The 24,008-nt window shown below is 50.3% G+C and carries 14 protein-coding genes, 4 tRNA genes, 4 rRNA genes and 1 pseudogene; 14 read left to right on the top strand and 9 right to left on the bottom strand.

Annotated features, from left to right (window positions below):
- Positions 1-53: 53 nt before the first annotated feature.
- The 3 genes and pseudogenes from ACS18Q_RS12795 to pepA all read right to left on the bottom strand — a co-directional run bounded on the left by ACS18Q_RS12795 (position 54) and on the right by pepA (position 5,041).
- Positions 54-2,915 (bottom strand): annotated as a pseudogene (locus ACS18Q_RS12795) (valine--tRNA ligase).
- Between the two features lie 92 nt (positions 2,916-3,007).
- Positions 3,008-3,457, bottom strand: a complete 450-nt coding sequence (locus ACS18Q_RS12790; RefSeq protein WP_154180433.1) for a DNA polymerase III subunit chi — start codon at positions 3,455-3,457, stop codon at positions 3,008-3,010.
- Positions 3,458-3,532: 75 nt separating this feature from the next.
- Positions 3,533-5,041 carry a leucyl aminopeptidase gene (pepA, locus tag ACS18Q_RS12785; RefSeq protein ID WP_004728686.1) on the bottom strand — a complete coding sequence of 503 codons (1,509 nt, stop codon included), beginning with the start codon at positions 5,039-5,041 and terminating at the stop codon, positions 3,533-3,535.
- A gap of 191 nt (positions 5,042-5,232) precedes the next feature.
- On the opposite strand from pepA, the gene lptF reads away from it, so the two are divergent.
- On the top strand, positions 5,233-6,336 hold the full coding sequence (lptF, locus tag ACS18Q_RS12780) for an LPS export ABC transporter permease LptF (RefSeq protein WP_014204393.1): 1,104 nt from the start codon (positions 5,233-5,235) through the stop codon (positions 6,334-6,336).
- A gap of 3 nt (positions 6,337-6,339) precedes the next feature.
- On the top strand, positions 6,340-7,410 hold the full coding sequence (gene lptG / locus ACS18Q_RS12775) for an LPS export ABC transporter permease LptG (RefSeq protein ID WP_004728688.1): 1,071 nt from the start codon (positions 6,340-6,342) through the stop codon (positions 7,408-7,410).
- A 60-nt stretch (positions 7,411-7,470) separates the two neighbouring features.
- Here lptG and ACS18Q_RS12770 read toward each other — a convergent pair whose 3' ends face one another.
- The gene (locus ACS18Q_RS12770; protein ID WP_441257141.1) at positions 7,471-7,944 is read right to left on the bottom strand and encodes an RDD family protein; all 474 of its coding nucleotides are present in this window, start codon (positions 7,942-7,944) and stop codon (positions 7,471-7,473) included.
- A 278-nt stretch (positions 7,945-8,222) separates the two neighbouring features.
- Between ACS18Q_RS12770 and ACS18Q_RS12765 the strand changes: the two genes are divergently transcribed.
- Together ACS18Q_RS12765 and ACS18Q_RS12760 are read left to right on the top strand one after the other, a co-directional pair.
- On the top strand, positions 8,223-9,596 hold the full coding sequence (locus ACS18Q_RS12765) for a GGDEF domain-containing protein (RefSeq protein ID WP_441257140.1): 1,374 nt from the start codon (positions 8,223-8,225) through the stop codon (positions 9,594-9,596).
- A 143-nt stretch (positions 9,597-9,739) separates the two neighbouring features.
- Positions 9,740-9,824, top strand: a tRNA-Leu gene (locus ACS18Q_RS12760).
- A gap of 205 nt (positions 9,825-10,029) precedes the next feature.
- On the opposite strand, the gene ACS18Q_RS12755 is transcribed toward ACS18Q_RS12760, so the two are convergent.
- Positions 10,030-10,458: a DUF7282 domain-containing protein gene (locus ACS18Q_RS12755; protein ID WP_004728691.1), complete on the bottom strand. Its 429-nt coding sequence runs from the start codon at positions 10,456-10,458 to the stop codon at positions 10,030-10,032.
- A 450-nt stretch (positions 10,459-10,908) separates the two neighbouring features.
- Here ACS18Q_RS12755 and ACS18Q_RS12750 point away from each other — a divergent pair, with 450 nt between their 5' ends.
- The 10 genes from ACS18Q_RS12750 to rrf (ACS18Q_RS12705) all read left to right on the top strand — a co-directional run bounded on the left by ACS18Q_RS12750 (position 10,909) and on the right by rrf (ACS18Q_RS12705) (position 19,770).
- On the top strand, positions 10,909-11,871 hold the full coding sequence (locus tag ACS18Q_RS12750) for an isopenicillin N synthase family dioxygenase (protein ID WP_441257139.1): 963 nt from the start codon (positions 10,909-10,911) through the stop codon (positions 11,869-11,871).
- 156 nt (positions 11,872-12,027) lie between these two features.
- Positions 12,028-12,432, top strand: coding sequence for a VOC family protein (locus ACS18Q_RS12745; RefSeq protein ID WP_055465798.1), 405 nt, complete (start codon positions 12,028-12,030; stop codon positions 12,430-12,432).
- Between the two features lie 113 nt (positions 12,433-12,545).
- The gene (locus ACS18Q_RS12740; RefSeq protein WP_038152628.1) at positions 12,546-13,811 is read left to right on the top strand and encodes an HD-GYP domain-containing protein; all 1,266 of its coding nucleotides are present in this window, start codon (positions 12,546-12,548) and stop codon (positions 13,809-13,811) included.
- 464 nt (positions 13,812-14,275) lie between these two features.
- Positions 14,276-15,828: ribosomal RNA gene (locus tag ACS18Q_RS12735) — 16S ribosomal RNA — on the top strand.
- A 65-nt stretch (positions 15,829-15,893) separates the two neighbouring features.
- A tRNA-Ile gene (locus ACS18Q_RS12730) sits at positions 15,894-15,970 on the top strand.
- 42 nt (positions 15,971-16,012) lie between these two features.
- Positions 16,013-16,088 (top strand) — tRNA-Ala (locus ACS18Q_RS12725).
- 291 nt (positions 16,089-16,379) lie between these two features.
- Positions 16,380-19,270 (top strand): 23S ribosomal RNA (locus ACS18Q_RS12720).
- Between the two features lie 94 nt (positions 19,271-19,364).
- A 5S ribosomal RNA gene (rrf, locus tag ACS18Q_RS12715) occupies positions 19,365-19,480 on the top strand.
- 63 nt (positions 19,481-19,543) lie between these two features.
- Positions 19,544-19,619 (top strand) — tRNA-Thr (locus ACS18Q_RS12710).
- A gap of 35 nt (positions 19,620-19,654) precedes the next feature.
- Positions 19,655-19,770 (top strand): 5S ribosomal RNA (gene rrf / locus ACS18Q_RS12705).
- Together the 16S, 23S and 5S rRNA genes with 3 tRNA genes alongside form the textbook arrangement of a ribosomal RNA operon.
- Positions 19,771-19,896: 126 nt before the next feature.
- On the opposite strand, the gene ACS18Q_RS12700 is transcribed toward rrf (ACS18Q_RS12705), so the two are convergent.
- The 4 genes from ACS18Q_RS12700 to leuB all read right to left on the bottom strand — a co-directional run bounded on the left by ACS18Q_RS12700 (position 19,897) and on the right by leuB (position 23,953).
- On the bottom strand, positions 19,897-20,682 hold the full coding sequence (locus ACS18Q_RS12700; protein ID WP_441257138.1) for a DUF547 domain-containing protein: 786 nt from the start codon (positions 20,680-20,682) through the stop codon (positions 19,897-19,899).
- A 93-nt stretch (positions 20,683-20,775) separates the two neighbouring features.
- The gene (gene leuD / locus ACS18Q_RS12695; RefSeq protein ID WP_004729205.1) at positions 20,776-21,378 is read right to left on the bottom strand and encodes a 3-isopropylmalate dehydratase small subunit; all 603 of its coding nucleotides are present in this window, start codon (positions 21,376-21,378) and stop codon (positions 20,776-20,778) included.
- A gap of 18 nt (positions 21,379-21,396) precedes the next feature.
- Positions 21,397-22,803 (bottom strand): 3-isopropylmalate dehydratase large subunit, encoded by a 1,407-nt coding sequence (leuC, locus tag ACS18Q_RS12690; RefSeq protein WP_004729201.1) that lies wholly within the window; start codon positions 22,801-22,803, stop codon positions 21,397-21,399.
- A gap of 58 nt (positions 22,804-22,861) precedes the next feature.
- On the bottom strand, positions 22,862-23,953 hold the full coding sequence (gene leuB / locus ACS18Q_RS12685; RefSeq protein ID WP_441257137.1) for a 3-isopropylmalate dehydrogenase: 1,092 nt from the start codon (positions 23,951-23,953) through the stop codon (positions 22,862-22,864).
- Positions 23,954-24,008: the final 55 nt, after the last annotated feature.

The following is a 24,008-nucleotide window of genomic DNA, read 5'->3' as shown; positions in this document are numbered from 1 at the left end:
GGCAATAAAAAAGGCAGCGAGTTCGCTGCCTTTTGCTTGGGTGAAGGTCTGTTTTACAGCGCCGCGATGGTCGCTTGCTGCTCAGCCAGTTTCACCAAGGTTTCTTTGTAACCGTCTAGCTTTTCACGCTCTTTGGCGATGACCGCTTCTGGCGCTTTTGCAACAAAGCCTTCGTTGCTCAGTTTGCCTTCGATGCGTTTCACTTCACCTTCGGTTTTGGCAATTTCTTTTGCCAGACGTGCCAGCTCAGCGTCTTTGTCGATCAGACCCGCCATTGGGATCATCAGTTCAGATTTGCCAACCAGTGCTGTTGCGCACGCGGGTGTTTCTTCACCGGCAGTCAGTACGCGAACGTTTTCCAGTTTCGCCAAAGACATCAACACTTGTTTGTTCGCTTCCAGACGCGCAGCATCGCTGTCACTTGCGGCTTTGAGCATCACATCCAGTGGTTTACCTGGGTTGATGTCGTACTCGGCACGCAGGTTACGAATCGCGGTGATGAAGGTTTTCACCCACTCGATATCATCCAGCGCGTCTTGGTGGAAGTTCGCCGCATCAAACTGAGGCAGCGCCTGCAGCATGATGGTATCGCCTTCCACACCGTCAACCAGTGGCTTGATGCTTTGCCAGATGGTTTCAGTGATGTATGGCAGAACTGGGTGAGCCAGACGTAGCGTTTTTTCCAATACGGTGATCAGGGTGCGACGGGTTGCGCGTTGCTGCGCTTCACTGCCTTTCCACAGTACGGGTTTTGTCAGCTCTAGGTACCAGTCACAGAACTGGTTCCAGATGAACTCGTACAGCGTGTTCGCGGCCATATCCAGACGGTAGTTGTCGATGTGCTCGTTGAACGCTTTGGCAGCCAGTTCAAACTGAGATTCGATCCATTTGTCTGCCAGCGAGTAGTCCAGCTCAGCACCTGCGCCAAAGCCACAGTCCTGCTCTTCTGTATTCATCATGACGTAACGGCTTGCGTTCCACAGTTTGTTACAGAAGTTACGGTAACCTTCCAGACGCTTCATATCCCAGTTGATATCGCGGCCAGTTGATGCCATTGCGGCCAGCGTAAAGCGCAGTGCGTCAGTACCGTAAGGTTCGATACCGTTTTCAAACGTTTTACGTGTGTTTTTCTCGATCTTCGCTGCCAGTTGCGGCTGCATCATGTTGCCCGTGCGCTTGGTCACCAGTGACTCAAGATCGATGCCGTCGATCATGTCGATCGGATCCAGCACGTTGCCTTTCGATTTCGACATCTTGTCGCCGTTTTCGTCACGGATCAGACCCGTTACGTACACGGTTTTGAATGGCACTTGTGGTTTGCCGTCTTCATCTTTGATGAAGTGCATGGTCATCATGATCATACGGGCAACCCAGAAGAAGATGATGTCAAAACCGGTCACCAACACTTCGGATGGGTGGAAGACTTTCAGCGCGTCTGTTTTCTCTGGCCAGCCCAGTGTACCAAAGGTTCACAATGCAGAAGAGAACCAAGTATCCAGTACGTCTTCGTCTTGGCTCAGTGCCACATCCGCAGGAATGTTGTTGTCTGCGCGCACTTCGTCTTCGTTGCGGCCAACATAAACATTGCCTTGTGCGTCGTACCACGCCGGAATGCGGTGACCCCACCACAGCTGACGCGAGATACACCAGTCTTGAATGTCACGCATCCAAGAGAAGTACATGTTTTCGTATTGCTTCGGTACGAATTGAATGTCGCCGTTTTCAACCGCTTCAACCGCTGGTTTTGCCAGAATGCCTGCCCGCACGTACCATTGGTCCGTCAGCATCGGTTCGATCACCACGCCGCCTCGGTCGCCGTAAGGCACGGTCAGGTCGTGATCTTTAATTTCTTCCAGCAGACCCAGTTCGTCGAATTCTGCCACGATCGCTTTACGCGCAGCAAAACGCTCCATGCCTTGGTATTTCGCAGGAATCTCAGTGCCGTAAGCGGTGCTGGCTTCGCCGTTTGAGTTGAAGACTTCGGCTGCATCACGAATGTTCGCATCGAAAGTCAGAATGTTGATCATGGGGAGCTGGTGACGCTTACCGACTTCGTAGTCGTTGAAGTCGTGCGCTGGTGTGATTTTCACACAGCCGGTGCCTTTTTCCATGTCCGCGTGCTCATCGCCCACGATAGGAATGCGACGATCCACAAGCGGCAGAATGATTTCTTTACCGATCAGATCTTTGTAACGCGGATCTTCTGGGTTAACCGCAACACCGGTATCGCCCAGCATGGTTTCAGGACGTGTGGTGGCGACCACGATGTAGTCTTTGCCTTCAGCCGTTTTCACGCCATCAGCCAGCGGGTAGCGGAAGTGCCACATGTGGCCTTTCACATCTTTGTTTTCAACTTCCAGATCCGAAATTGCGGTGTGCAGTTTTGGATCCCAGTTGACCAGGCGTTTGCCGCGGTAGATCAGGTCGTCTTTGTACAGACGAACGAACACTTCCTGAACCGCTTTGTAGAAGCCGTCATCCATGGTGAAGCGCTCACGGTCCCAGTCGACAGACGCACCTAGGCGACGCAACTGTTTGGTGATGGTGCCACCGGATTCGTTTTTCCATTCCCAGATTTTGTCGATGAACGCATCACGACCGTAATCGTGTTTGGTTTTGCCTTCTTCGGCAGCGATCTTACGCTCAACAACCATCTGAGTTGCGATACCCGCATGGTCCGTACCCACTTGCCACAGCGTATTTTTACCTTTCATACGTTGGCAACGGATCAAGGTATCCATAATGGTGTCTTGGAAGGCGTGACCCATGTGCAGGCTACCAGTGACGTTCGGTGGCGGAATCATGATGCTGTACGCGTCTTTTGATGTGTCACCGTGAGGCTTAAAGTAGCCTTTCTCTTCCCAAGTCTTATACAGATCTTGTTCGATGGATGTTGGGTTGTATGTCTTTTCCATAGTGCTCTTTAATGGATACTTTGATGGTTAATTCGGTCAATCGCTATAAGTGAGTTCTCTTGCAAAGAGAGCTTAACTATAAGGATGAACCGCTACGGATAATGGATCTCGATGGTTTGCAGTTGATAACCCGCCTGACGGTACAACTTATAACGCTCGCGAGACCGCTGTTTCGCATTTTCTTCGTTGGGGACGAAGTCTACCACCTCTGCGAAGGCCTTCGCAAAGGTTGTATGATTATCGGCCAAATTTATTGCCAGCTGTCGGTTCCAAGAGGGTTTCACCCCCACATGGCCAATTTCAATATTGGTGCCGTATTTCGGCCCTTCCCCCACCAGATTATGGCCCAGAAAGTCTTTGGCTTCGACTTGCCAGAATCGCTCTGCAATCTGTTCAGCGTGCTGTTGCGTCGCGCACTGTAAATACACTTTTGCCCCCTGACGAGCAAAGTGCTGAGCCAGAAACACAACATACGCTTCAAAACCGGCTGCCGTGGCTTGCGGCGAGTCGGGTCGAACGATGTAAAACGTAGCGGTGGCCATGGTGAACCGTGTCTCCTTGTGGGGTGAACTGGGAAAAACAAAAAAGGGCCTTGCGGCCCTTTTCATGGATGAGGTTTATTCCTCGGTCTCTTGGCCACTGCGGTTGAGCAGGAATTGGACAAGCATCGAGACCGGACGACCCGTCGAGCCTTTGGCTGCGCCAGAACGCCACGCGGTACCCGCGATGTCAACGTGTGCCCAGTTGTACTTCTTGGCAAACTTAGACAGGAAGCAACCTGCTGTGATCGCACCGCCAGGACGGCCACCGATGTTCGCCATATCGGCAAACGGGCTTTTCAGCTGTTCATGGTATTCGTCTGCTAGCGGAAGACGCCATGCACGGTCACTCGCTTGTTCAGAGGCGTTCACCAGTTCGTGCGCCAGTGGGTTGTGATTCGCCATGACGCCGCTGATGTGATGACCCAGTGCAATCACACACGCGCCTGTCAATGTGGCCACATCGACGACGCAATCTGGTTCGAAGCGTTCAACGTATGTCAGGGCATCACACAGTACCAGACGGCCTTCAGCGTCGGTGTTTAGGACTTCGACAGTTTGACCGGACATGGTGGTCAGAATGTCACCCGGACGGTACGCATTGCTGCCCGGCATGTTTTCACAGCCCGCCAGTACACCAATGATGTTGAGTGGCAGGTTCAGTTTCGCGATCGCCTTCATGGTACCGAATACCGATGCCGCACCACACATGTCGTACTTCATCTCATCCATGCCTTCACCCGGTTTGAGTGAGATACCACCTGAATCGAAGGTCAGCCCTTTACCCACCAACACAATCGGTTTGGCGTCTGCATCAGGATTGCCTTTGTATTCGATCACCGACATCATGGATTCGTTTTTCGAACCGCGACCCACAGCCAGGTATGAACTCATACCCAGTTTTTCCATCTCTTCTTCACCGATGATTTTGGTGGTGATGGTTTCGTAATCGTCAGCCAGGCGACGAGCCTGAGACGCTAGGTAAGCTGGGTTAGCGATGTTCGGCGGCATGTTGCCAAGGTCTTTACACGCTTTCACGCCTGACGCAATGGCCAGACCGTGAGTGATTGCGCGCTCACCGAGGCTCAGTTCACGACGAGTCGGCACGTTGAACACCAGCTTACGTAGCGGACGACGGGTTTCCGGCTTCACGCTCTTGAATTGATCAAAGGTGTACAGGCCATCTTTGGTCGCTTCCACGGCTTGGCGAACTTTCCAGTAGGTGTCGCGGCCTTTGACGTGCAGTTCAGTCAGGAAGCATACGGCTTCCATCGAACCTGTTTCATTCAGGGTGCTGATGGTTTTTTGAATGATTTCTTTGTATTGACGTTCACCCAGTTCGCGCTCTTTGCCGCAACCGACCAACAATACGCGCTCAGATAGGACACCTGGCACTTGATGCAGCAGTAGCATCTGCCCCGGTTTACCTTCTAGATCACCGCGGCGAAGCAGTGAACTAATATAGCCGTCGCTGATCTTATCTAGCTGTTCTGCTACTGGAGAAAGGCGGCGTGGTTCAAAGACTCCGACAACGATACATGCGCTACGTTGTTTTTCAGGGCTACCACTTTTAACACTGAACTCCATGCGTACTCCTACATCCTAAAGACAAATAGAACTAAATGTTAGATAATGCGTTCTTACTTGTTGAATCCTTAATCGGATCTACCCTTTGTGTAAGCGCTCTAACACATAGCGAAATTTTAAAAAATAAAAGGTTCAACGGGAAATTATAGTGATTCAATCAAAAAAACAAGTTTTGCATAGGTTATTTCAGCGTGATTATTGTTAGATATTTGATCCGCGAGACACTAAAAAGTCAATTAGCAATCTTTTTCGTGCTGTTTTTAGTGTTTCTGAGCCAAAAATTTATTCGCGTTTTGGCCGATGCGTCTGATGGCGAAATTCCAGCTCGCTTAATTCTATCTATCGTGGGTTTGAACATGCCTGCGATGGGGCTATTAATGCTGCCTTTGAGTCTGTACATCGGGATACTGCTCACCTTCGGACGCCTGTACGCGGAAAGTGAAATCACGGTGATGAACGCGACCGGGATCGGAAACAAGTTTCTGATTCGTGCGGCGTTGTACCTTGGCATCATTACGTCTTGTCTTGCCGGTTTCAACGCCCTGTGGTTATCGCCATGGAGCCAAGACAAAGTTCAGTCGGTGATGGAACAATTGGCGGCGGAAAACAGCGTCGATTTGCTGCAAAAAGGCCAATTCCAGCGCTCACCCGATGGCTCGTCCGTGGTGTTCATCGACAACATCGAAAATAAAAAACTGAGCAATGTGTTCGTTGCCCAGTTGACGCCGCGTGAGTCCATTTTACCGAGTGTGATGTTTTCCGATGCGGGCGATGTTAAAGAGCTGAGCGACGGTCGCCAAGTGATCACCATGTACAATGGGACGCGCTATGAAGGTGTGCCGACACGCGTCGACTACATGGTCACCAAGTTTGATGAATATGAAGGCTTGATTGGCCAGCGCGCGGTGAAAGAGAAAGGCCGTGACTGGGAAGCGATTCCGACGTTGGAACTGGTCAAGAATGCAGATCGCAGTGCGCAAGCCGAATTGCAATGGCGTATTTCCCTCGTGGTGTGTATTCCTTTGCTGACCATGCTGGTGGTGCCGCTGTCGGCGGTGAACCCGCGTCAGGGGCGTTTTGCCAAAATGGGGCCAGCGATCCTGATTTATCTGACGTACTTTTTGGCCATCAGTGCGACCAAGTCGGCACTGGAAGATGGGTCGATTCCGGCCATCGTTGGCATGTGGCCCATCAATGCGGCCCTGCTGATTGCGGCGATCATTGCCAATACGCTCGACAGTGTTCCGGTAAGAAAATTCAAAGACAAAATAAAACAGAAGAGAAAGGTGGCGTAAGTCGTGTTTAAGATTCTTGACTGGTACATTGGCCGGACCATTATCGCAACCACTATGCTGGTTTTGGCCACGTTTGTGGGGTTGTCTGGCATTATTAAATACGTCGAACAGCTGCGCAAAGTGGGTGACGGTACCTACGATTTGATGCAGGCCTTGCTGTTTGTGGTATTGAGTATTCCCCGGGACATCGAAATGTTTTTCCCGATGGCCGCGCTGTTGGGCGCGCTGATCGGTCTAGGTGCGTTGGCGGCAAGCTCTGAGCTGGTGGTTATGCAGGCCGCGGGTTTCTCGAAATTAGACATCGGTTTGTCGGTGCTCAAAACGGCGGTGCCGCTGATGATCATCATCACGCTGCTCGGGGAGTGGGGCGCGCCACAAGCGCAAAAAGCAGCGCGTGACCTGCGTGCCTTTGCCACTTCTGGCGGTAAGATTCTCTCGGTGCGTACCGGGGTGTGGGCGCGTGATATCAACGACTTTATCTTCATCGGAAAGATTGATGACAATCGTCTTTACGGCATGAACATGTGGCGGTTTGACGAGCACAAACAACTGCGTCATGTGATTTTTGCCAAGCAGGTCGATTACCTCGGCGGGAACAGTTGGGTGATGAAAGATGTGGAAGTGACCGACATGAACGATGATGTGGTGATCACCAAACAATCGTTGCCAGAATACCGTTGGGAGACGTCACTGGCGCCGGACAAGTTGGCCGTGGTGACAGTGAAGCCGGAAGAACTGGCACTGAGCGGTTTGTATGATTACGTGCATTATTTGAAGGCGTCCGAGCAAGATGCATCGCGTTATGAATTGGCGTTTTGGCGTAAGATCACGCAGCCGTTTTCGATTGCCGTGATGATGCTGATGGCGCTGTCGTTTATCTTTGGTCCGTTGCGTAGCGTGACCATGGGCGCGCGGATTTTGTCTGGGGTGATCGCTGGATTTACCTTCTATATTTCCAGTGAATTTTTCGGCCCGCTCAGTTTGGTGTATGGCATTCCACCGGTGTTTGGTGCCGTGGCGCCGAGCATCGTGTTCCTCAGTATTGCCTTGTTGCTCCTGAGACGAAAATTGTAAAACGAAAAAGGAAGGCATGGCCTTCCTTTTTTTGTCTGTGGCCATTTGGCCGATGGCGTGTTAACGCACTTTCGGGAGCACCACGACTTCTGTCTTTGCCCATATGTCTTGGAACGCGCGCTTTTTCGGATCCAGTGGCACAGTCAAATTCCCCAAACCAAAGAGCGAGGTTGCCAGTCGAATCAGGGCTTGGGTCGTGCTGATACGGTGACCATCTGCGTTACGCACAACAATCTTCCAAGCACGCATGCCCAGCGTTTGTCCGCCACGCGTCCAGAAGTAGACAAAGAAATAAAGCCAGCATGCCGCCAGATAGAGCGTGTAAACCGGGTTCCAGATTGGATGACGCGTGAGGAGATCGCCGGCATCTTGATAAGGCGCATAGTTGAAGAGTCCCGCAGCAACCAGTGCTTCCAGCACGGCCACCACCACACCGCCAGCAATCATTAAGATAGCCATCACCACCAGTGAATCATAAAACAGGGCGCCAAGACGGCGAAACAGTCCCGCAGGGGGCAGAGTTGATGTGCTCATAACAACCTTTCGTCTTCCATAAAGGCGGCAAGCATATCGGCTGAGCGCTATGCTGAAAAGAGAGCTGTCGCACAGCTTCATGAATCGGCGTCAACTTTCCCCATTCACAGAGCGAGCTGGGGCATCTGAGAAAGGTCGAAAATACGGCGGTAGACACCTTGTCACACGCCACGAGCGGGGTAGAATGAAACGCTTCTTTTTCGGCCGAATGGTGCTCTGTGAATGTCACGCGCAAAGGGGCATCGACCGAGTTCTCACATCGTATGGCAAGGTTTCTCATGTCCGTCTTTAATTGGTCTCACGCCTCGATCAAACAGAAGATTGGTGGTCTGTTTGTGCTGCTGTTGTCGTTTCTGTTATGCGTCATCGTTTACTCCAGCTACAAAATTAAGCGGATTGAAAAGGAGATGCGTGAAGTCGCTTATCTGGATATTCCGCTGAATCAAATCGTGCGCCAGGTGGAATTCATCGAACTCGAACAACATCTGCAATTTGAACAGTTTCAACTTGAACGCCAACGCGGTCATCAGGCTCGCACCCCTCATCAACAACTGATTTTCCAACAACAAAAACTGAAAAACTTGTTGGATCGTGCCGTCATGCTGATTGCCGAAAACCTTCACTCACACAAAATTGTGCTCGATGAACAAGATCATCAAGACGTCATGCGGGCCATCGAACGCTACGCCGAGCAAAGTGCCGTGTTTGAACAGCATCTGGCGCAGGTTTTTAATCGCCAGAGTCTCAGTGAGGCGGAACGTGCGAATATGGAAGCGATGGCGAAAGCGTTGGAACACGCTGAGAATACGATTTTGCAACAACTCAGGGACATGACCAGCAATGATGCGCTCTACACTGAGCAGCACGAGGAAGATTTTTTGTTGGTCAGCTTTTTGTTGGGATTATGTGCGGTGGTGCTCGGGCTATTGCTGACGGTATACATTGTGCGCGCCATTTTACAGCGCATTCAACGCATCAAAGGTGAGATCAAAACCCTTAATACCTCGTTGGATCACGGTGAAGCGTTCGCGGTTGAGGTTGCCGAACAGGTGAAGACCAACGATGAGTTGGCTGAACTAGAACACGACATCAAAGTGGTGATGTCTCGATTGGCGCAGGAAATTACCTGTCGCGAGCAAATCGAAAAGCAACTGCTGACGTTGGCAACTCAGGACAAACTGACTGGTGCTTTCAACCGGCATAAATGGGACGAACAAATTGAGATGCAGCTTGGTTTGGCGCAGCGCGGTGGCTATTCGTTTGGCCTGATTGTGTTGGATGTGGATTACTTCAAACAGGTGAACGATCAGTTCGGCCATCAGGTCGGGGATCAACTGCTGCAACAATTGGTCAAACAGTTGCAACAACGCATTCGCGCGACAGACACCTTATTTCGACTTGGCGGCGAAGAGTTCGCGATTTTGCTCCCGATGCAGGACATCGACACGACGTATACCCTCGCAGAAACCCTGCGAGCACAAATGGAAGCGCTGCAGTTGGATGGCCTGCCTGCTTTTACCATCAGTCTTGGTGTGACGTGTTATCAACCGATGGACAATGAAACCGCCATTTTTCGTCGCGCAGATATGGCGTTGTACCGTGCCAAAGCGCAGGGCCGCAATTGCGTGGTGCAGCAATTGGTTGAGGAATAACAAGGGCTGAGGACGTCATGTGAACGGAAAATGGCCGTCATGGCGAAATATTCAGCAAACGATTTAGTTTTCAATATTTTGTTATTGCGCCAAGCCGTTTCTTCCGTATAATGGCCAACCATCAAAGGGACATACCCTAAGATGCCGGTGTGGTGAAATTGGTAGACACGACGGATTCAAAATCCGTTTCCTTCGGGAGTGGCGGTTCAAGTCCGCCCATCGGTACCATGATTTAGAAAGGCTGCTTATCAAAGCAGCCTTTCGTCGTTTTGGGCGCCGTCAATTTCAGCGGCAATCTCTGATGTGTCGATGTTTGTTGAATGATAGAAAAACGATGTTTTTCGGCGTGGCGGCTTGAGCGCAAGTTCGAATGAACGCTGTCTATCGCGGGCATAAAAATGGGCATCGTGTGCCCATTTTTATCAACGTCAGATCACTGAGCAGTCACCACCGCCATGACCAATTGACCATTTTCCTTCACTGGGCCGTCAGCTTTGGCGCCGAGTGTATATTCAAACACGCCGGTTTTCATGCCACCAGTTTCACCATGCAGCATCAGCATGAACATCTCTCCCGATTTCACCGGTTCGGTCAAAATAGCGGTGACGTTTTGATTGTTGCCTTTCTTCAGTGGGGCATAGCCGACGACAGGGCCCGGTTTCATGTTGCTATCGGTACGATGCACGACCATCCAGCCATTTTCTCCGGCCATGACCATATTGGCGGTCACGGTGCCTCCAGACATATCCTGATCCGTTCCTTTGACCCCGAGGTGATGTCCTGCAAGCGCAAAAGAGGAGACGCCGAGCAGTGACAAGGCAAGACACAATGTTTTGGCTGAACTGAGTAAATGAGTTTTCATAATGGCTATCCGTTGTAGAGTGAGATGTTTGTGTGTGTCAGCGTTACATCGACCAACAATCAACTGATACGAGCGGCTGACGCTTTGAGTTGGAATAAATTGTCTACGGGGGCGATTCCCCGAGCGAAAATTACCGTGATGTACGGCTTGATGATTGAATTTATTCATGAAGTTTGGTTTAGGTTGAAATGTAACCAAATGTGAATAGCTGCGATTTAGAATTATGAGGTCAGGGGGAAACCGCGATGCCGGCGCTGCCAAATTGGTGCAATGCCAATAGTGTTTGTACCTTTTCGGTGCGTAGCTGGCCTCGTCGTATTTCTCAAAACGTTATGTTCTGGTTGCTGATGAGAAGTTGGCTGATTGGTCAGTTTTTTGCTTAACCCATTCACATCACTCTCGATGCTTCAGTCCGTGTGGATGACGGAAGCCAGACAACAAGGAAACAGTATGTCATTGCCGATTATCGATATTTCGCCGCTCCACTCTGCCAATCGCAACGATTGGCAACCCGTGATTGACCAAATCGACCGAGCGTGTCGGGAGCTAGGTTTTTTCTATGTGGTGGGGCACGGTATCCCTCAAGCTCAGTTTGATGGCATTGAATCGATGGCGGACACGTTGTTCCGTTTACCTGAAACGGAAAAGCAACGCATATCGATTGAGAACAGCCAGAACCATCGAGGCTGGGGGCGGTTAAGTGCGGAGAAACTCGACCCGCTGGGAGAACTCGATTGCAAAGAGTCGTTTGATATGGCGTTGGATCTCTCCCCTTACCATTCTCAAGTGTCGCGTTGTCCTACGCTCTATGGCCCAAACCAATATCCGAACATTGCAGGGTTTACGCAGGCGATGAATCAGCACTATTCGCTGACTCTCGATGTCGGGCTGCGGATTCTCAAAGCGATGGCCATTGCGCTGAATGAAGCGGAAGATTTTTTTACTCAGCACTTTAATTTACCGATCTCGGTATTGCGCATGTTGCACTACCCAAGCCAGACCCAAGCAACCAATGGTGCTGGAGCGCATACCGACTATGGGTGTATCACGTTGCTCTATCAGGATGCGAGCGGTGGTTTGCAGGTGTTGAACACACGAGATGAATGGATGGATGCACCACCGATCGCGGGCAGCTTTGTGGTCAATATTGGCGATTTGATGCAGCGCTGGACCAATGATATCTACCGTTCAACCAAGCACCGAGTCGCGAGCCCAACTCACGGACGTTCGCGTTTTTCGATGCCGTTTTTTGTCGAACCTGATTTCGACACGCCGATCGTCACCTTAGCCTCTTGCTTGGCAGAGAAAGCGGGGCAGGGGGGCTATCCGGTAATTACCGCCGGTGATTGGATCGTGTCTCGTTTTACAGAAACTTACGCCTATCGTCGTGAGCGTGAAAGCACCCTGGTTTAAGTCATTTTTGTCGCGGTCGTTTGGCCGCGGTAAATGAATCGTCCTCTTCATTCGTCATCAAGGCATGACAGCAACGACGGCTTGCGATCTCACGGAGCAATGAGGAGCTGCGTTGAGGGATCGTCTATGCTTCAAGAAAGAGTGATGGAGGTGGGTATGTTTATCCTAACACCTTATTTGTTTTTTTCTGGTCGTTGCGAGCAGGCGCTGGATTTTTACTGTCAGTGTTTCGATGGATACGTGCTGACCAAACGTTACTTTCATGAATCTCCCGAACACATTGAAGGGGTGAACCCCAATTGGGTCATGCATGCTGAGTTGATTACCCAACACATGAAATTGATGTTGTCTGACGGCATTGCCGCGCAACAGCTGGTCGACAATCAAATTGCGTTGTCATTGGTGATGGATGACCTCGACCAACAATTGATTTTGTTTGATCGATTGGCTGAGCGCGGAAAGATCATGATGCCGTTAGCCGATACGTTCTGGGGGACGCGCTGCGGCAAAGTGGAAGATCAGTTTGGGATTCGTTGGATCATCAATTGTGAGTTTGGTTGATGGAGGGTGAAAGGCATCACATTGTGGCATATAAGCACGATGTTGCATTGATGATCTTGTTATCAACTTCTTCTAAAATAATAAAAATTTCCAAGTAAAGGTGTTGGTAAATTGTGGCGAGCATAAAGATCACGGTAGATAGGTTGCAGCCAGGCTTACATATTCGTTTGCCAGTTAAATGGAATGAGCATCCCTTTCTACTCAACAGCTTCAAAATCAAAACGCAGGAACAGATCATGCTGATCAAGCATCTGGGGATTCAGCACGTGTTTCTTAATCCTGCGCAAAGTGACACATCCCCTTTGCCGCCGAATAGCGAGCCGAGTGTGGACGCGGCAGAAAGTGACGCATCAAACGCAGCGATTCATGATGAAGCGGATAAGCTGTGGCAGGAAAAACAAAAGCGCATAGAAAAGCTCAGTGCGTATCGTCGCCGCGTGATCAGTTGTGAGAAAGAGTTCGAGCGCTCGCTTGCTCGCATGCGTGCCGTGATGAACAAAATCCGCAATCGTCCACAAGATGCCGTCGATGAAGCGGCGCAATTGGTTGAAGATATCGTCGAGAAATTATTGAGCGACGATAGTGTGACCCTACATTTGATGAACAGCAAAAGTGAGTTTGAAGATATCTACTTTCATTCACTCAACGTTTCGGTCATCGCCATGATGATCGGTAAAGCCAAAGATTACCCGGCTGAAAAAATCAAAGAACTCGCGTTTGCCTCTTTATTCCATGACATCGGTAAGATTCGTGTGCCCAGTGCGATTGTTCGTAAACAAACACCACTCAATGAACCGGAAAAGAATTATCTCAAACTGCACACCAAATACGGCATGGAAATCGCGGCGAGTACCGAACACTTTCCTGCCAGTGCGATGAAGGTGATCGAGCAACATCACGAACTCAATGATGGGTCGGGGTATCCGCAAGGATTAAAAGAAGAGGAGATTGATGAGTTGGCGCAAGTGGTCGCAGTCGCCAATACCTTTGATAATCTGTGTCATCCCAACATTCCGTCTGAGCAAAAGATTCCGTATGTGGCACTGTCCCACTTATATAAGAACTGCAAGCATCTTTATAATCACGATAATCTGAACATACTGGTGAAGTTCATGGGGGTGTTTCCGCCAGGGACCGTTGTGCAGTTGTCCAATGACATGATTGGGCTGGTCATTTCCGTTAACGCGAAAAGCCTGCTGTTTCCGAATGTACTGATCTACGATCCGTCAGTGCCGCGCACTCAGGCACCGATTATCGACCTTGCTGATAAAGACATTAAAATCGTCAGTGCGATCTTGCCAAATAAATTACCGGATAAAATTCGTGAATATCTCAATCCACGTTCGAGGATTTCGTACTTTTTTGATAGCGATGACTAGTTATCCACAGGAATTTGTGAGTAAAGTGTGCTCATCTTGAAGATAAGATCTGCATAAAAAGGCGTTCGTTTGATTATTGGTCAAACGAACGTTTTTTTATAAAAAAATGCCTTTTTGTACTTGCCAAGTTTAAGCAACTCTCTATAATGCCGCCTCACTGACACGGCAGACGCCACAAGGCTTCAGCGGTTGTCATCGAGGTGAAAGCTTCTAAAAGAGAAAATTGAAAAAAGTGTTTGACACGCTCAGTTATCTCGCTAGAATGCACCTCCGCTTTGAGAAGAAAATTTCGAAAAAGCAACGCTCTTTAACAATATAAACCTATCAATCTGTGTGGGCACTCGTTGATGATAATCGCAAAAGATTTATCAATGAACTGAGTGACCAATTTGATACTTCGGTATCGAGCACAGTCAATTCAACATTACATAGTAATGTTATCAGTATTCATTGAGCCAAAACTTTAATTGAAGAGTTTGATCATGGCTCAGATTGAACGCTGGCGGCAGGCCTAACACATGCAAGTCGAGCGGCAGCGACAACATTGAACCTTCGGGGGATTTGTTGGGCGGCGAGCGGCGGACGGGTGAGTAATGCCTGGGAAATTGCCCTGATGTGGGGGATAACCATTGGAAACGATGGCTAATACCGCATGATAGCTTCGGCTCAAAGAGGGGGACCTTTGGGCCTCTCGCGTCAGGATATGCCCAGGTGGGATTAGCTAGTTGGTGAGGTAAGGGCTCACCAAGGCGACGATCCCTAGCTGGTCTGAGAGGATGATCAGCCACACTGGAACTGAGACACGGTCCAGACTCCTACGGGAGGCAGCAGTGGGGAATATTGCACAATGGGCGCAAGCCTGATGCAGCCATGCCGCGTGTATGAAGAAGGCCTTCGGGTTGTAAAGTACTTTCAGCAGTGAGGAAGGGGATATCGTTAATAGCGGTATTCTTTGACGTTAGCTGCAGAAGAAGCACCGGCTAACTCCGTGCCAGCAGCCGCGGTAATACGGAGGGTGCGAGCGTTAATCGGAATTACTGGGCGTAAAGCGCATGCAGGTGGTTTGTTAAGTCAGATGTGAAAGCCCGGGGCTCAACCTCGGAATTGCATTTGAAACTGGCAGGCTAGAGTACTGTAGAGGGGGGTAGAATTTCAGGTGTAGCGGTGAAATGCGTAGAGATCTGAAGGAATACCGGTGGCGAAGGCGGCCCCCTGGACAGATACTGACACTCAGATGCGAAAGCGTGGGGAGCAAACAGGATTAGATACCCTGGTAGTCCACGCCGTAAACGATGTCTACTTGGAGGTTGTGGCCTTGAGCCGTGGCTTTCGGAGCTAACGCGTTAAGTAGACCGCCTGGGGAGTACGGTCGCAAGATTAAAACTCAAATGAATTGACGGGGGCCCGCACAAGCGGTGGAGCATGTGGTTTAATTCGATGCAACGCGAAGAACCTTACCTACTCTTGACATCCAGAGAACTTAGCAGAGATGCTTTGGTGCCTTCGGGAACTCTGAGACAGGTGCTGCATGGCTGTCGTCAGCTCGTGTTGTGAAATGTTGGGTTAAGTCCCGCAACGAGCGCAACCCTTATCCTTGTTTGCCAGCGAGTAATGTCGGGAACTCCAGGGAGACTGCCGGTGATAAACCGGAGGAAGGTGGGGACGACGTCAAGTCATCATGGCCCTTACGAGTAGGGCTACACACGTGCTACAATGGCGCATACAGAGGGCAGCCAACTTGCGAAAGTGAGCGAATCCCAAAAAGTGCGTCGTAGTCCGGATTGGAGTCTGCAACTCGACTCCATGAAGTCGGAATCGCTAGTAATCGTGGATCAGAATGCCACGGTGAATACGTTCCCGGGCCTTGTACACACCGCCCGTCACACCATGGGAGTGGGCTGCAAAAGAAGCAGGTAGTTTAACCTTCGGGAGGACGCTTGCCACTTTGTGGTTCATGACTGGGGTGAAGTCGTAACAAGGTAGCGCTAGGGGAACCTGGCGCTGGATCACCTCCTTATACGAATGATTATTGCGATGAGTGTTCACACAGATTGATGGTTTATACGTTTTAGAGACGATACTGGGTCTGTAGCTCAGGTGGTTAGAGCGTTCGCCTGATAAGCGAGAGGTCGGTGGTTCGAGTCCACTCAGACCCACCAATCTTCCTCCCAGAGGATTGGCACACAGTATCAACACCTGATGGGGCTATAGCTCAGCTGGGAGAGCGCCTGCCTTGCACGCAGGAGGTCAGCAGTTCGATCCTGCTTAGCTCCACCATCTTTAAGCACATTTGCTTAAGTGTTCTTAAACATGGTTTTCATTAGAAAATCTTGCTCTTTAACAATTTGGAAAGCTGACAAAACAACAATTTATTGTTGTTTGTAAAGTTCTCAATGTATTCCTTAACGGAATACACCAACAAACACATTCAAGTGTGCTTGGTATCGAAGCTTACTGATTCAGTAAGTCTTCAAATTGAGTCCGGCAAAATCAGTCACACACTCATGTAAATTAAATGTGTGACACCTAGGTTGTTTAACAACAATCCGAAACTCCTTCGGGTTGTATGGTTAAGTGACTAAGCGTACACGGTGGATGCCTTGGCAGTCAGAGGCGATGAAGGACGTAGTAACTTGCGATAAGCTCAGATTAGGCAGTAACAGCCACTTGAGTCTGAGATTTCCGAATGGGGAAACCCAACTGCATAAGCAGTTACTGTTAACTGAATACATAGGTTAACAGAGCGAACCGGGGGAACTGAAACATCTAAGTACCCCGAGGAGAAGAAATCAACCGAGATTCCGATAGTAGCGGCGAGCGAAATTGGATTAGCCCTTAAGCTTTACATGCGTCAGGTGAAGGTTCTGGAAAGGACCGCGAAACAGGGTGATAGCCCCGTAGCCGACAGCGCATGTTCAGTGAAATCGAGTAGGGCGGGACACGTGTTATCCTGTCTGAATATGGGGGGACCATCCTCCAAGGCTAAATACTCCTGACTGACCGATAGTGAACCAGTACCGTGAGGGAAAGGCGAAAAGAACCCCTGTGAGGGGAGTGAAATAGAACCTGAAACCGTGTACGTACAAGCAGTAGGAGCCTCCTTTGTGGGGTGACTGCGTACCTTTTGTATAATGGGTCAGCGACTTATATTCAGTGGCAAGGTTAACCATATAGGGGAGCCGTAGGGAAACCGAGTCTTAACTGGGCGTTCAGTCTCTGGATATAGACCCGAAACCGGGTGATCTAGCCATGGGCAGGTTGAAGGTTGAGTAACATCAACTGGAGGACCGAACCGACTAATGTTGAAAAATTAGCGGATGACTTGTGGCTAGGGGTGAAAGGCCAATCAAACTCGGAGATAGCTGGTTCTCCCCGAAAGCTATTTAGGTAGCGCCTCGGACGAATACTACTGGGGGTAGAGCACTGTTAAGGCTAGGGGGTCATCCCGACTTACCAACCCTTTGCAAACTCCGAATACCAGTAAGTAATATCCGGGAGACACACGGCGGGTGCTAACGTCCGTCGTGGAGAGGGAAACAACCCAGACCGCCAGCTAAGGTCCCAAATTACAGCTAAGTGGGAAACGATGTGGGAAGGCTCAGACAGCTAGGATGTTGGCTTAGAAGCAGCCATCATTTAAAGAAAGCGTAATAGCTCACTAGTCGAGTCGGCCTGCGCGGAAGATGTAACGGGGCTAAGCTGTAAACCGAAGCTGCGGCAATGCGATTTATCGTATTGGGTAGGGGAGCGTTCTGTAAGCCGTTGAAGGTGTGTTGTAAAGCATGCTGGAGGTATCAGAAGTGCGAATGCTGACATGAGTAACGACAAGGGGGGTGAAAAACCTCCCCGCCGGAAGACCAAGGGTTCCTGTCCAACGTTAATCGGGGCAGGGTAAGTCGACCCCTAAGGCGAGGCTGAAAAGCGTAGTCGATGGGAAACGGGTTAATATTCCCGTACTTCTTACAATTGCGATGGGGGGACGGAGAAGGCTAGGTGGGCCTGGCGACGGTTGTCCAGGTTCAAGTGCGTAGGCTTGAGAGTTAGGTAAATCCGGCTCTCTCTAAGGCTGAGACACGACGTCGAGCATCTACGGATGTGAAGTCATTGATGCCATGCTTCCAGGAAAAGCCTCTAAGCTTCAGATTGTAAGGAATCGTACCCCAAACCGACACAGGTGGTCGGGTAGAGAATACCAAGGCGCTTGAGAGAACTCGGGTGAAGGAACTAGGCAAAATGGTACCGTAACTTCGGGAGAAGGTACGCTCTTGATGGTGAAGTCCCTCGCGGATGGAGCTGATGAGAGTCGCAGATACCAGGTGGCTGCAACTGTTTATTAAAAACACAGCACTGTGCAAAATCGTAAGATGACGTATACGGTGTGACGCCTGCCCGGTGCCGGAAGGTTAATTGATGGGGTTAGACTTCGGTCGAAGCTCTTGATCGAAGCCCCGGTAAACGGCGGCCGTAACTATAACGGTCCTAAGGTAGCGAAATTCCTTGTCGGGTAAGTTCCGACCTGCACGAATGGCGTAATGATGGCCACGCTGTCTCCACCCGAGACTCAGTGAAATTGAAATCGCTGTGAAGATGCAGTGTACCCGCGGCTAGACGGAAAGACCCCGTGAACCTTTACTACAGCTTGGCACTGAACATTGAACCTACATGTGTAGGATAGGTGGGAGGCTTTGAAGACGTGACGCCAGTTGCGTTGGAGCCGACCTTGAAATACCACCCTTGTATGTTTGATGTTCTAACTTAGACCCGTTATCCGGGTTGAGGACAGTGCCTGGTGGGTAGTTTGACTGGGGCGGTCTCCTCCCAAAGAGTAACGGAGGAGCACGAAGGTGGGCTAATCACGGTTGGACATCGTGAGGTTAGTGCAATGGCATAAGCCCGCTTAACTGCGAGAATGACGGTTCGAGCAGGTGCGAAAGCAGGTCATAGTGATCCGGTGGTTCTGAATGGAAGGGCCATCGCTCAACGGATAAAAGGTACTCCGGGGATAACAGGCTGATACCGCCCAAGAGTTCATATCGACGGCGGTGTTTGGCACCTCGATGTCGGCTCATCACATCCTGGGGCTGAAGTCGGTCCCAAGGGTATGGCTGTTCGCCATTTAAAGTGGTACGCGAGCTGGGTTTAGAACGTCGTGAGACAGTTCGGTCCCTATCTGCCGTGGGCGTTGGAAGATTGAAGGGGGCTGCTCCTAGTACGAGAGGACCGGAGTGGACGAACCTCTGGTGTTCGGGTTGTGTCGCCAGACGCATTGCCCGGTAGCTAAGTTCGGAATCGATAACCGCTGAAAGCATCTAAGCGGGAAGCGAGCCCTGAGATGAGTCTTCCCTGACAGTTTAACTGTCCTAAAGGGTTGTTCGAGACTAGAACGTTGATAGGCAGGGTGTGTAAGCGTTGTGAGGCGTTGAGCTAACCTGTACTAATTGCCCGTGAGGCTTAACCATACAACACCCAAGGGGTTTTGTACTGGACTCAAAGCTAAGCGCATAAGAATGTGTTGAGAGAATAGAAAACAGCTTTCCGAATTTTAAGAATTTGCTTGGCGACCATAGCGTTTTGGACCCACCTGATTCCATTCCGAACTCAGAAGTGAAACGAAACAGCGTCGATGGTAGTGTGGGGTCTCCCCATGTGAGAGTAGAACATCGCCAGGCTTTAAATTTGAAGAGCCCGTTGCTAAACGGGCTTTTTTAGTCCACGGACAAAAGATTTCGTGTGCTGATATGGCTCAGTCGGTAGAGCGCATCCTTGGTAAGGATGAGGTCCCCAGTTCGATTCTGGGTATCAGCACCATTTATTCGACACGCGATACGCGGTCAAAAAATTTGTTTGGCGACCATAGCACTTTGGACCCACCTGATTCCATTCCGAACTCAGAAGTGAAACGAAGTAGCGCCGATGGTAGTGTGGGGTCTCCCCATGTGAGAGTAGGACATCGCCAGGCTCAATTCCAAAGCCCTGACTGAAAAGTCGGGGCTTTCTCGTTTCAGATGATAAGTTTTGCGAACGACCAGCATTATTCAATCGCAAACCTCAATAAAAAGCCTCGATGATTCGAGGCTTTTTATTATCAGCGTTTTTTGTCGTTCAGTTGCCAGTTGTATTCATAGCGTAACTCACCGTGATAATCTTTGAGTTCAGGGCGGTAGGTGCTCAAATGTTGAATTAAGGCGCGTTTAGAACCAAAGTCCTCAATGAACCAGTCATAAATAGAAGAAATCACCCACTGATCCTCGCTTTGTCGTGCGCCTTTATTGCTATTAATAAACGTATGCGCTGCTCGTTCCAGTAGATGTTCACTGTTGTGAGCCGTGAACGCTTCACTTTGCAAATTGGGGCAGCCTAAGCTGGCACAATTCACCGCATAGTGCGTGCGAGGGTCGCGCCAGATAGGGCGCAAAATACGATGCTCAATGTCATTCAAGGAGATGTTCTGACCTTGAATGGTGAGCAGCTCTTGATCCCAAGGCCCAAAACTCAGCCATCCGCCCAGCTTTTTGATCGAAGAGATGGGGTAATTTTCTAGGATTAATTGCACGGTGAGCGCGTTATATAGGTTGACCCAATAGGCGTATTGCTGAGATTTGGTGAGCTGGCGAGGATCAAGCGTGCTGAGGCCTTGGATGTAACGGCTCAATGATTGTTGATCGGCATGCGTGACGGCTGCATAGTCAAATAAGGTGTTTTCACCTTGCGTCATGAGGTAACGGTCAAGTAATTGCTGCCAGGCTTGGTGCGAAACCGTCAGCGATTGTGTCGCGGCGCTACGGTTCCAGAATGGCCACAGCTCTGCGTTAGGCGCCGCCCAACTGGCTGTGGAGAGTGTGGACAGTAGAATGGCGATAAAAGGTTTCATAACATGGGACCGGTTTAGTATCGTGCTGATAAGACCCGATGCTGTTGAACTTTCTTTCAGGGATAAAAAAGGGCTGCAATGCAGCCCATATGGTTATTTCAGAAAGCTTGGAATCTTCGCTTCATAATCGGCAATTTTGCTCTCATGTTGAAGGGTTAGACCAATGTTGTCCAAACCATTGAGCAAGCAGTGACGACGAAACTCGTCAATCTCAAATGAATATGTTTGACCATTAGCAGACACGGTCATCGATTCCAGATCCACGGTGATTTCTGCGCCTTCGTTGGCGTGAACATAAGTAAATAGCTCATCCACTTCCTGTTCGGTGAGGCGCACCGGCACCATCTGATTATTGATGGAGTTGCCGTAGAAGATATCCGCAAAGCTGGGTGCGATCATGACGCGAATACCATAATCAGCCAGTGCCCAAGGTGCATGCTCACGCGATGAACCACAACCAAAGTTTTCTCGCGCCAGTAAAATACTCGCGCCTTGGTAACGTGGTTGATTCATGACGAATTGCGGATTTGGCTGTTTGCCAGCATCGTCGAGGAAGCGCCAGTCGTGAAACAGGTGCTGGCCAAAACCGATACGGTTTACCTTCTGTAGAAATTGCTTTGGAATGATGGCATCCGTGTCGACGTTTGCTGCGTCCAGAGGAACCACTAAGCCTGTATGTTGTTGAAAACCTGCCATTGATTATGTCCTCTGTCCTTAGTTAATTTCACGAATATCGACGAAATGACCTGCAATCGCGGCGGCGGCGGCCATCGCTGGGCTGACCAAATGCGTACGTCCATCACGACCTTGACGGCCTTCGAAGTTCCGGTTGGAAGTCGAAGCGCAACGTTCCCCAGGCCCCAAGCGGTCGTTGTTCATCGCTAGGCACATCGAGCATCCCGGCAAACGCCATTCAAAGCCTGCTTCGATAAAGATCTTATCTAATCCTTCCGCTTCCGCCTGTGCTTTGACTTGCTCTGACCCCGGTACGATCAACGCTTGAACGTGGCCTGCCACTTTTTTACCTTTGGCTACGGCAGCGGCGGCGCGCATGTCTTCAATACGTGAGTTGGTGCACGAGCCGACAAAAACTTTATCAATCTTGTAATCGGCCAGCATTTTGCCCGCTTCCAAGCCCATGTAAGCCAGTGCTTTTTCAGCTGAAGCGCGCTCAACCGGATCGTGGAATGATGCAGGTGTCGGAATTGGTTGGTCGACCGCGATCACTTGGCCTGGGTTTGTCCCCCAAGTGACTTGTGGTTTGATGTCGGCGGCATTGAGTGTCACCACGGCATCAAATTGTGCGTCTTCGTCCGTTTTAAATGTTTTCCAATAGGCCACGGCTGCATCCCAATCTGCGCCAGTTGGGGCGAACTTACGGCCTTGAATGTAGTTGAACGTGGTCTCATCTGGGGCAATTAAGCCCGCTTTGGCGCCCAGTTCGATCGCCATGTTACATACGGTCATACGACCTTCCATCGACAGATCGCGAATCGCTTCGCCGCAGAACTCAACCACGTACCCTGTGCCGCCTGCTGCGGTGGTTTTACCAATGATTGCCAGTACGATGTCTTTCGCTGTAATGCCAGGCGCTACTTTTCCCTGAACATCAATTTTCATGGTTTTGGCACGCGCTTGCTTTAACGTTTGGGTTGCCAGGACGTGTTCCACTTCGGAGGTTCCGATACCAAAGGCAAGGGAACCAAACGCGCCGTGAGTTGCGGTGTGAGAGTCACCACACACGATGGTCATTGCTGGTAGCGTAATGCCCAGTTCTGGCCCCATGACATGAACGATGCCTTGATACTTGTGGTTGATGTCGTACAAGGTCACACCGAACTCTTCACAGTTTTTCGACAGCGTTTCCATCTGGATACGTGCCATCTCGCCAGACGCGTTGATGTCTTTGGTGGTGGTGGATACGTTGTGGTCCATGGTGGCGAATGTTTTGCCGACCTGACGCACTTGGCGTCCTTTTTCACGCAAACCATCGAAGGCTTGCGGTGAAGTCACTTCATGTACTAAGTGACGATCGATGTACAAAATTGGGTTCTCGCCCTGCGCCGCCACGACAACGTGCGCATCGTAAATTTTTTCGTATAAGGTTTTTGCTTGTGACATTGCTTCTTCCTTGAGCTCAAAGAGCTAGATGGAGCCGGAGCATCGCCGGCTCTGCGAATTATGCGTTTTGAATATAGGCGGCGATCACATCGCCCATCTCGCTGGTCGATAGCGCTGGTTTGTTTCCTGCCAAATCGCCAGTTAACTGACCAGCAGACAGTGCTTTGCTGACTGCGTTTTCAATCGCTTGCGCGGCGTCTTCTTCTCCGAGGCTGTATCGTAGCATCAGCGCGGCTGACAGGATCTGGGCAACCGGGTTGGCGATGTTCTTACCTGCGATATCTGGCGCGCTACCGCCTGCAGGTTCATACAGGCCGAATTTGCTTTCGTTCATGCTTGCGGAAGGCAGCATACCCATGGAACCTGTGATCATCGCGCATTCATCAGAAATAATGTCACCGAAGATGTTGGAACACAGCATCACATCAAATTGGGATGGATCTTTAATCAACTGCATGGTCGCGTTATCGATGTACATGTGTGATAGCTCGACATCCGGGTAATCTTTGGCAATTTCGCTAACCACTTCACGCCACAGAATAGAGCTTTGCAGCACGTTGGCTTTGTCAATCGAGCAGACTTTCTTGCGGCGCAGACGAGCAGATTCAAACGCTATTTTAGCGATGCGTTCGATTTCAAAGCGGTGGTACACCTCGGTGTCGAATGCTTTTTCATTGGCGCCTTCACCTTCACGGCCTTTGGGTTGGCCGAAGTAGATGCCGCCGGTTAACTCACGAACCACAACAATATCAAAGCCGCGGTCAGAGATGTCAGCACGCAGCGGCGAGAATGCTTCTAGCCCTTTGTGAATTTGCGCTGGACGTAAGTTGCAGAACAGTTGGAAGTGTTTGCGCAGTGGCAATAGTGCGCCGCGTTCCGGTTGATCGTTCGGGGGCAGATGTTCCCACTTTGGTTCACCAACTGAACCAAAGAGCACGGCATCGGCTTCTTCACACGCATGCAGTGTGCTGTCGGGCAGTGGACAACCGTGGTTATCAATCGCAATACCACCGATATCATGTTCTTCACGCACAAACGCTAACTGAAACTTCTGTTCGATAGCATCCAGCACTTTGTGTGCTTGCTGCATTACTTCAGGGCCGATGCCGTCACCGGGAAGTACGGCGATCTTGTAAGTCTTGTCTGTCATGCGATTCCTTCACTTATAAAATAGTTTGTTCGTTTCATGTTGTGTCTGTTGTCGC

Source organism: Vibrio sp. Vf1514 (assembly GCF_052076135.1).
GTDB classification, from domain to species: Bacteria; Pseudomonadota; Gammaproteobacteria; order Enterobacterales; family Vibrionaceae; genus Vibrio; species Vibrio furnissii.
Note: the sequence above shows the minus strand (reverse complement) of the source record. Positions and strands in the feature narration are given on the sequence as shown.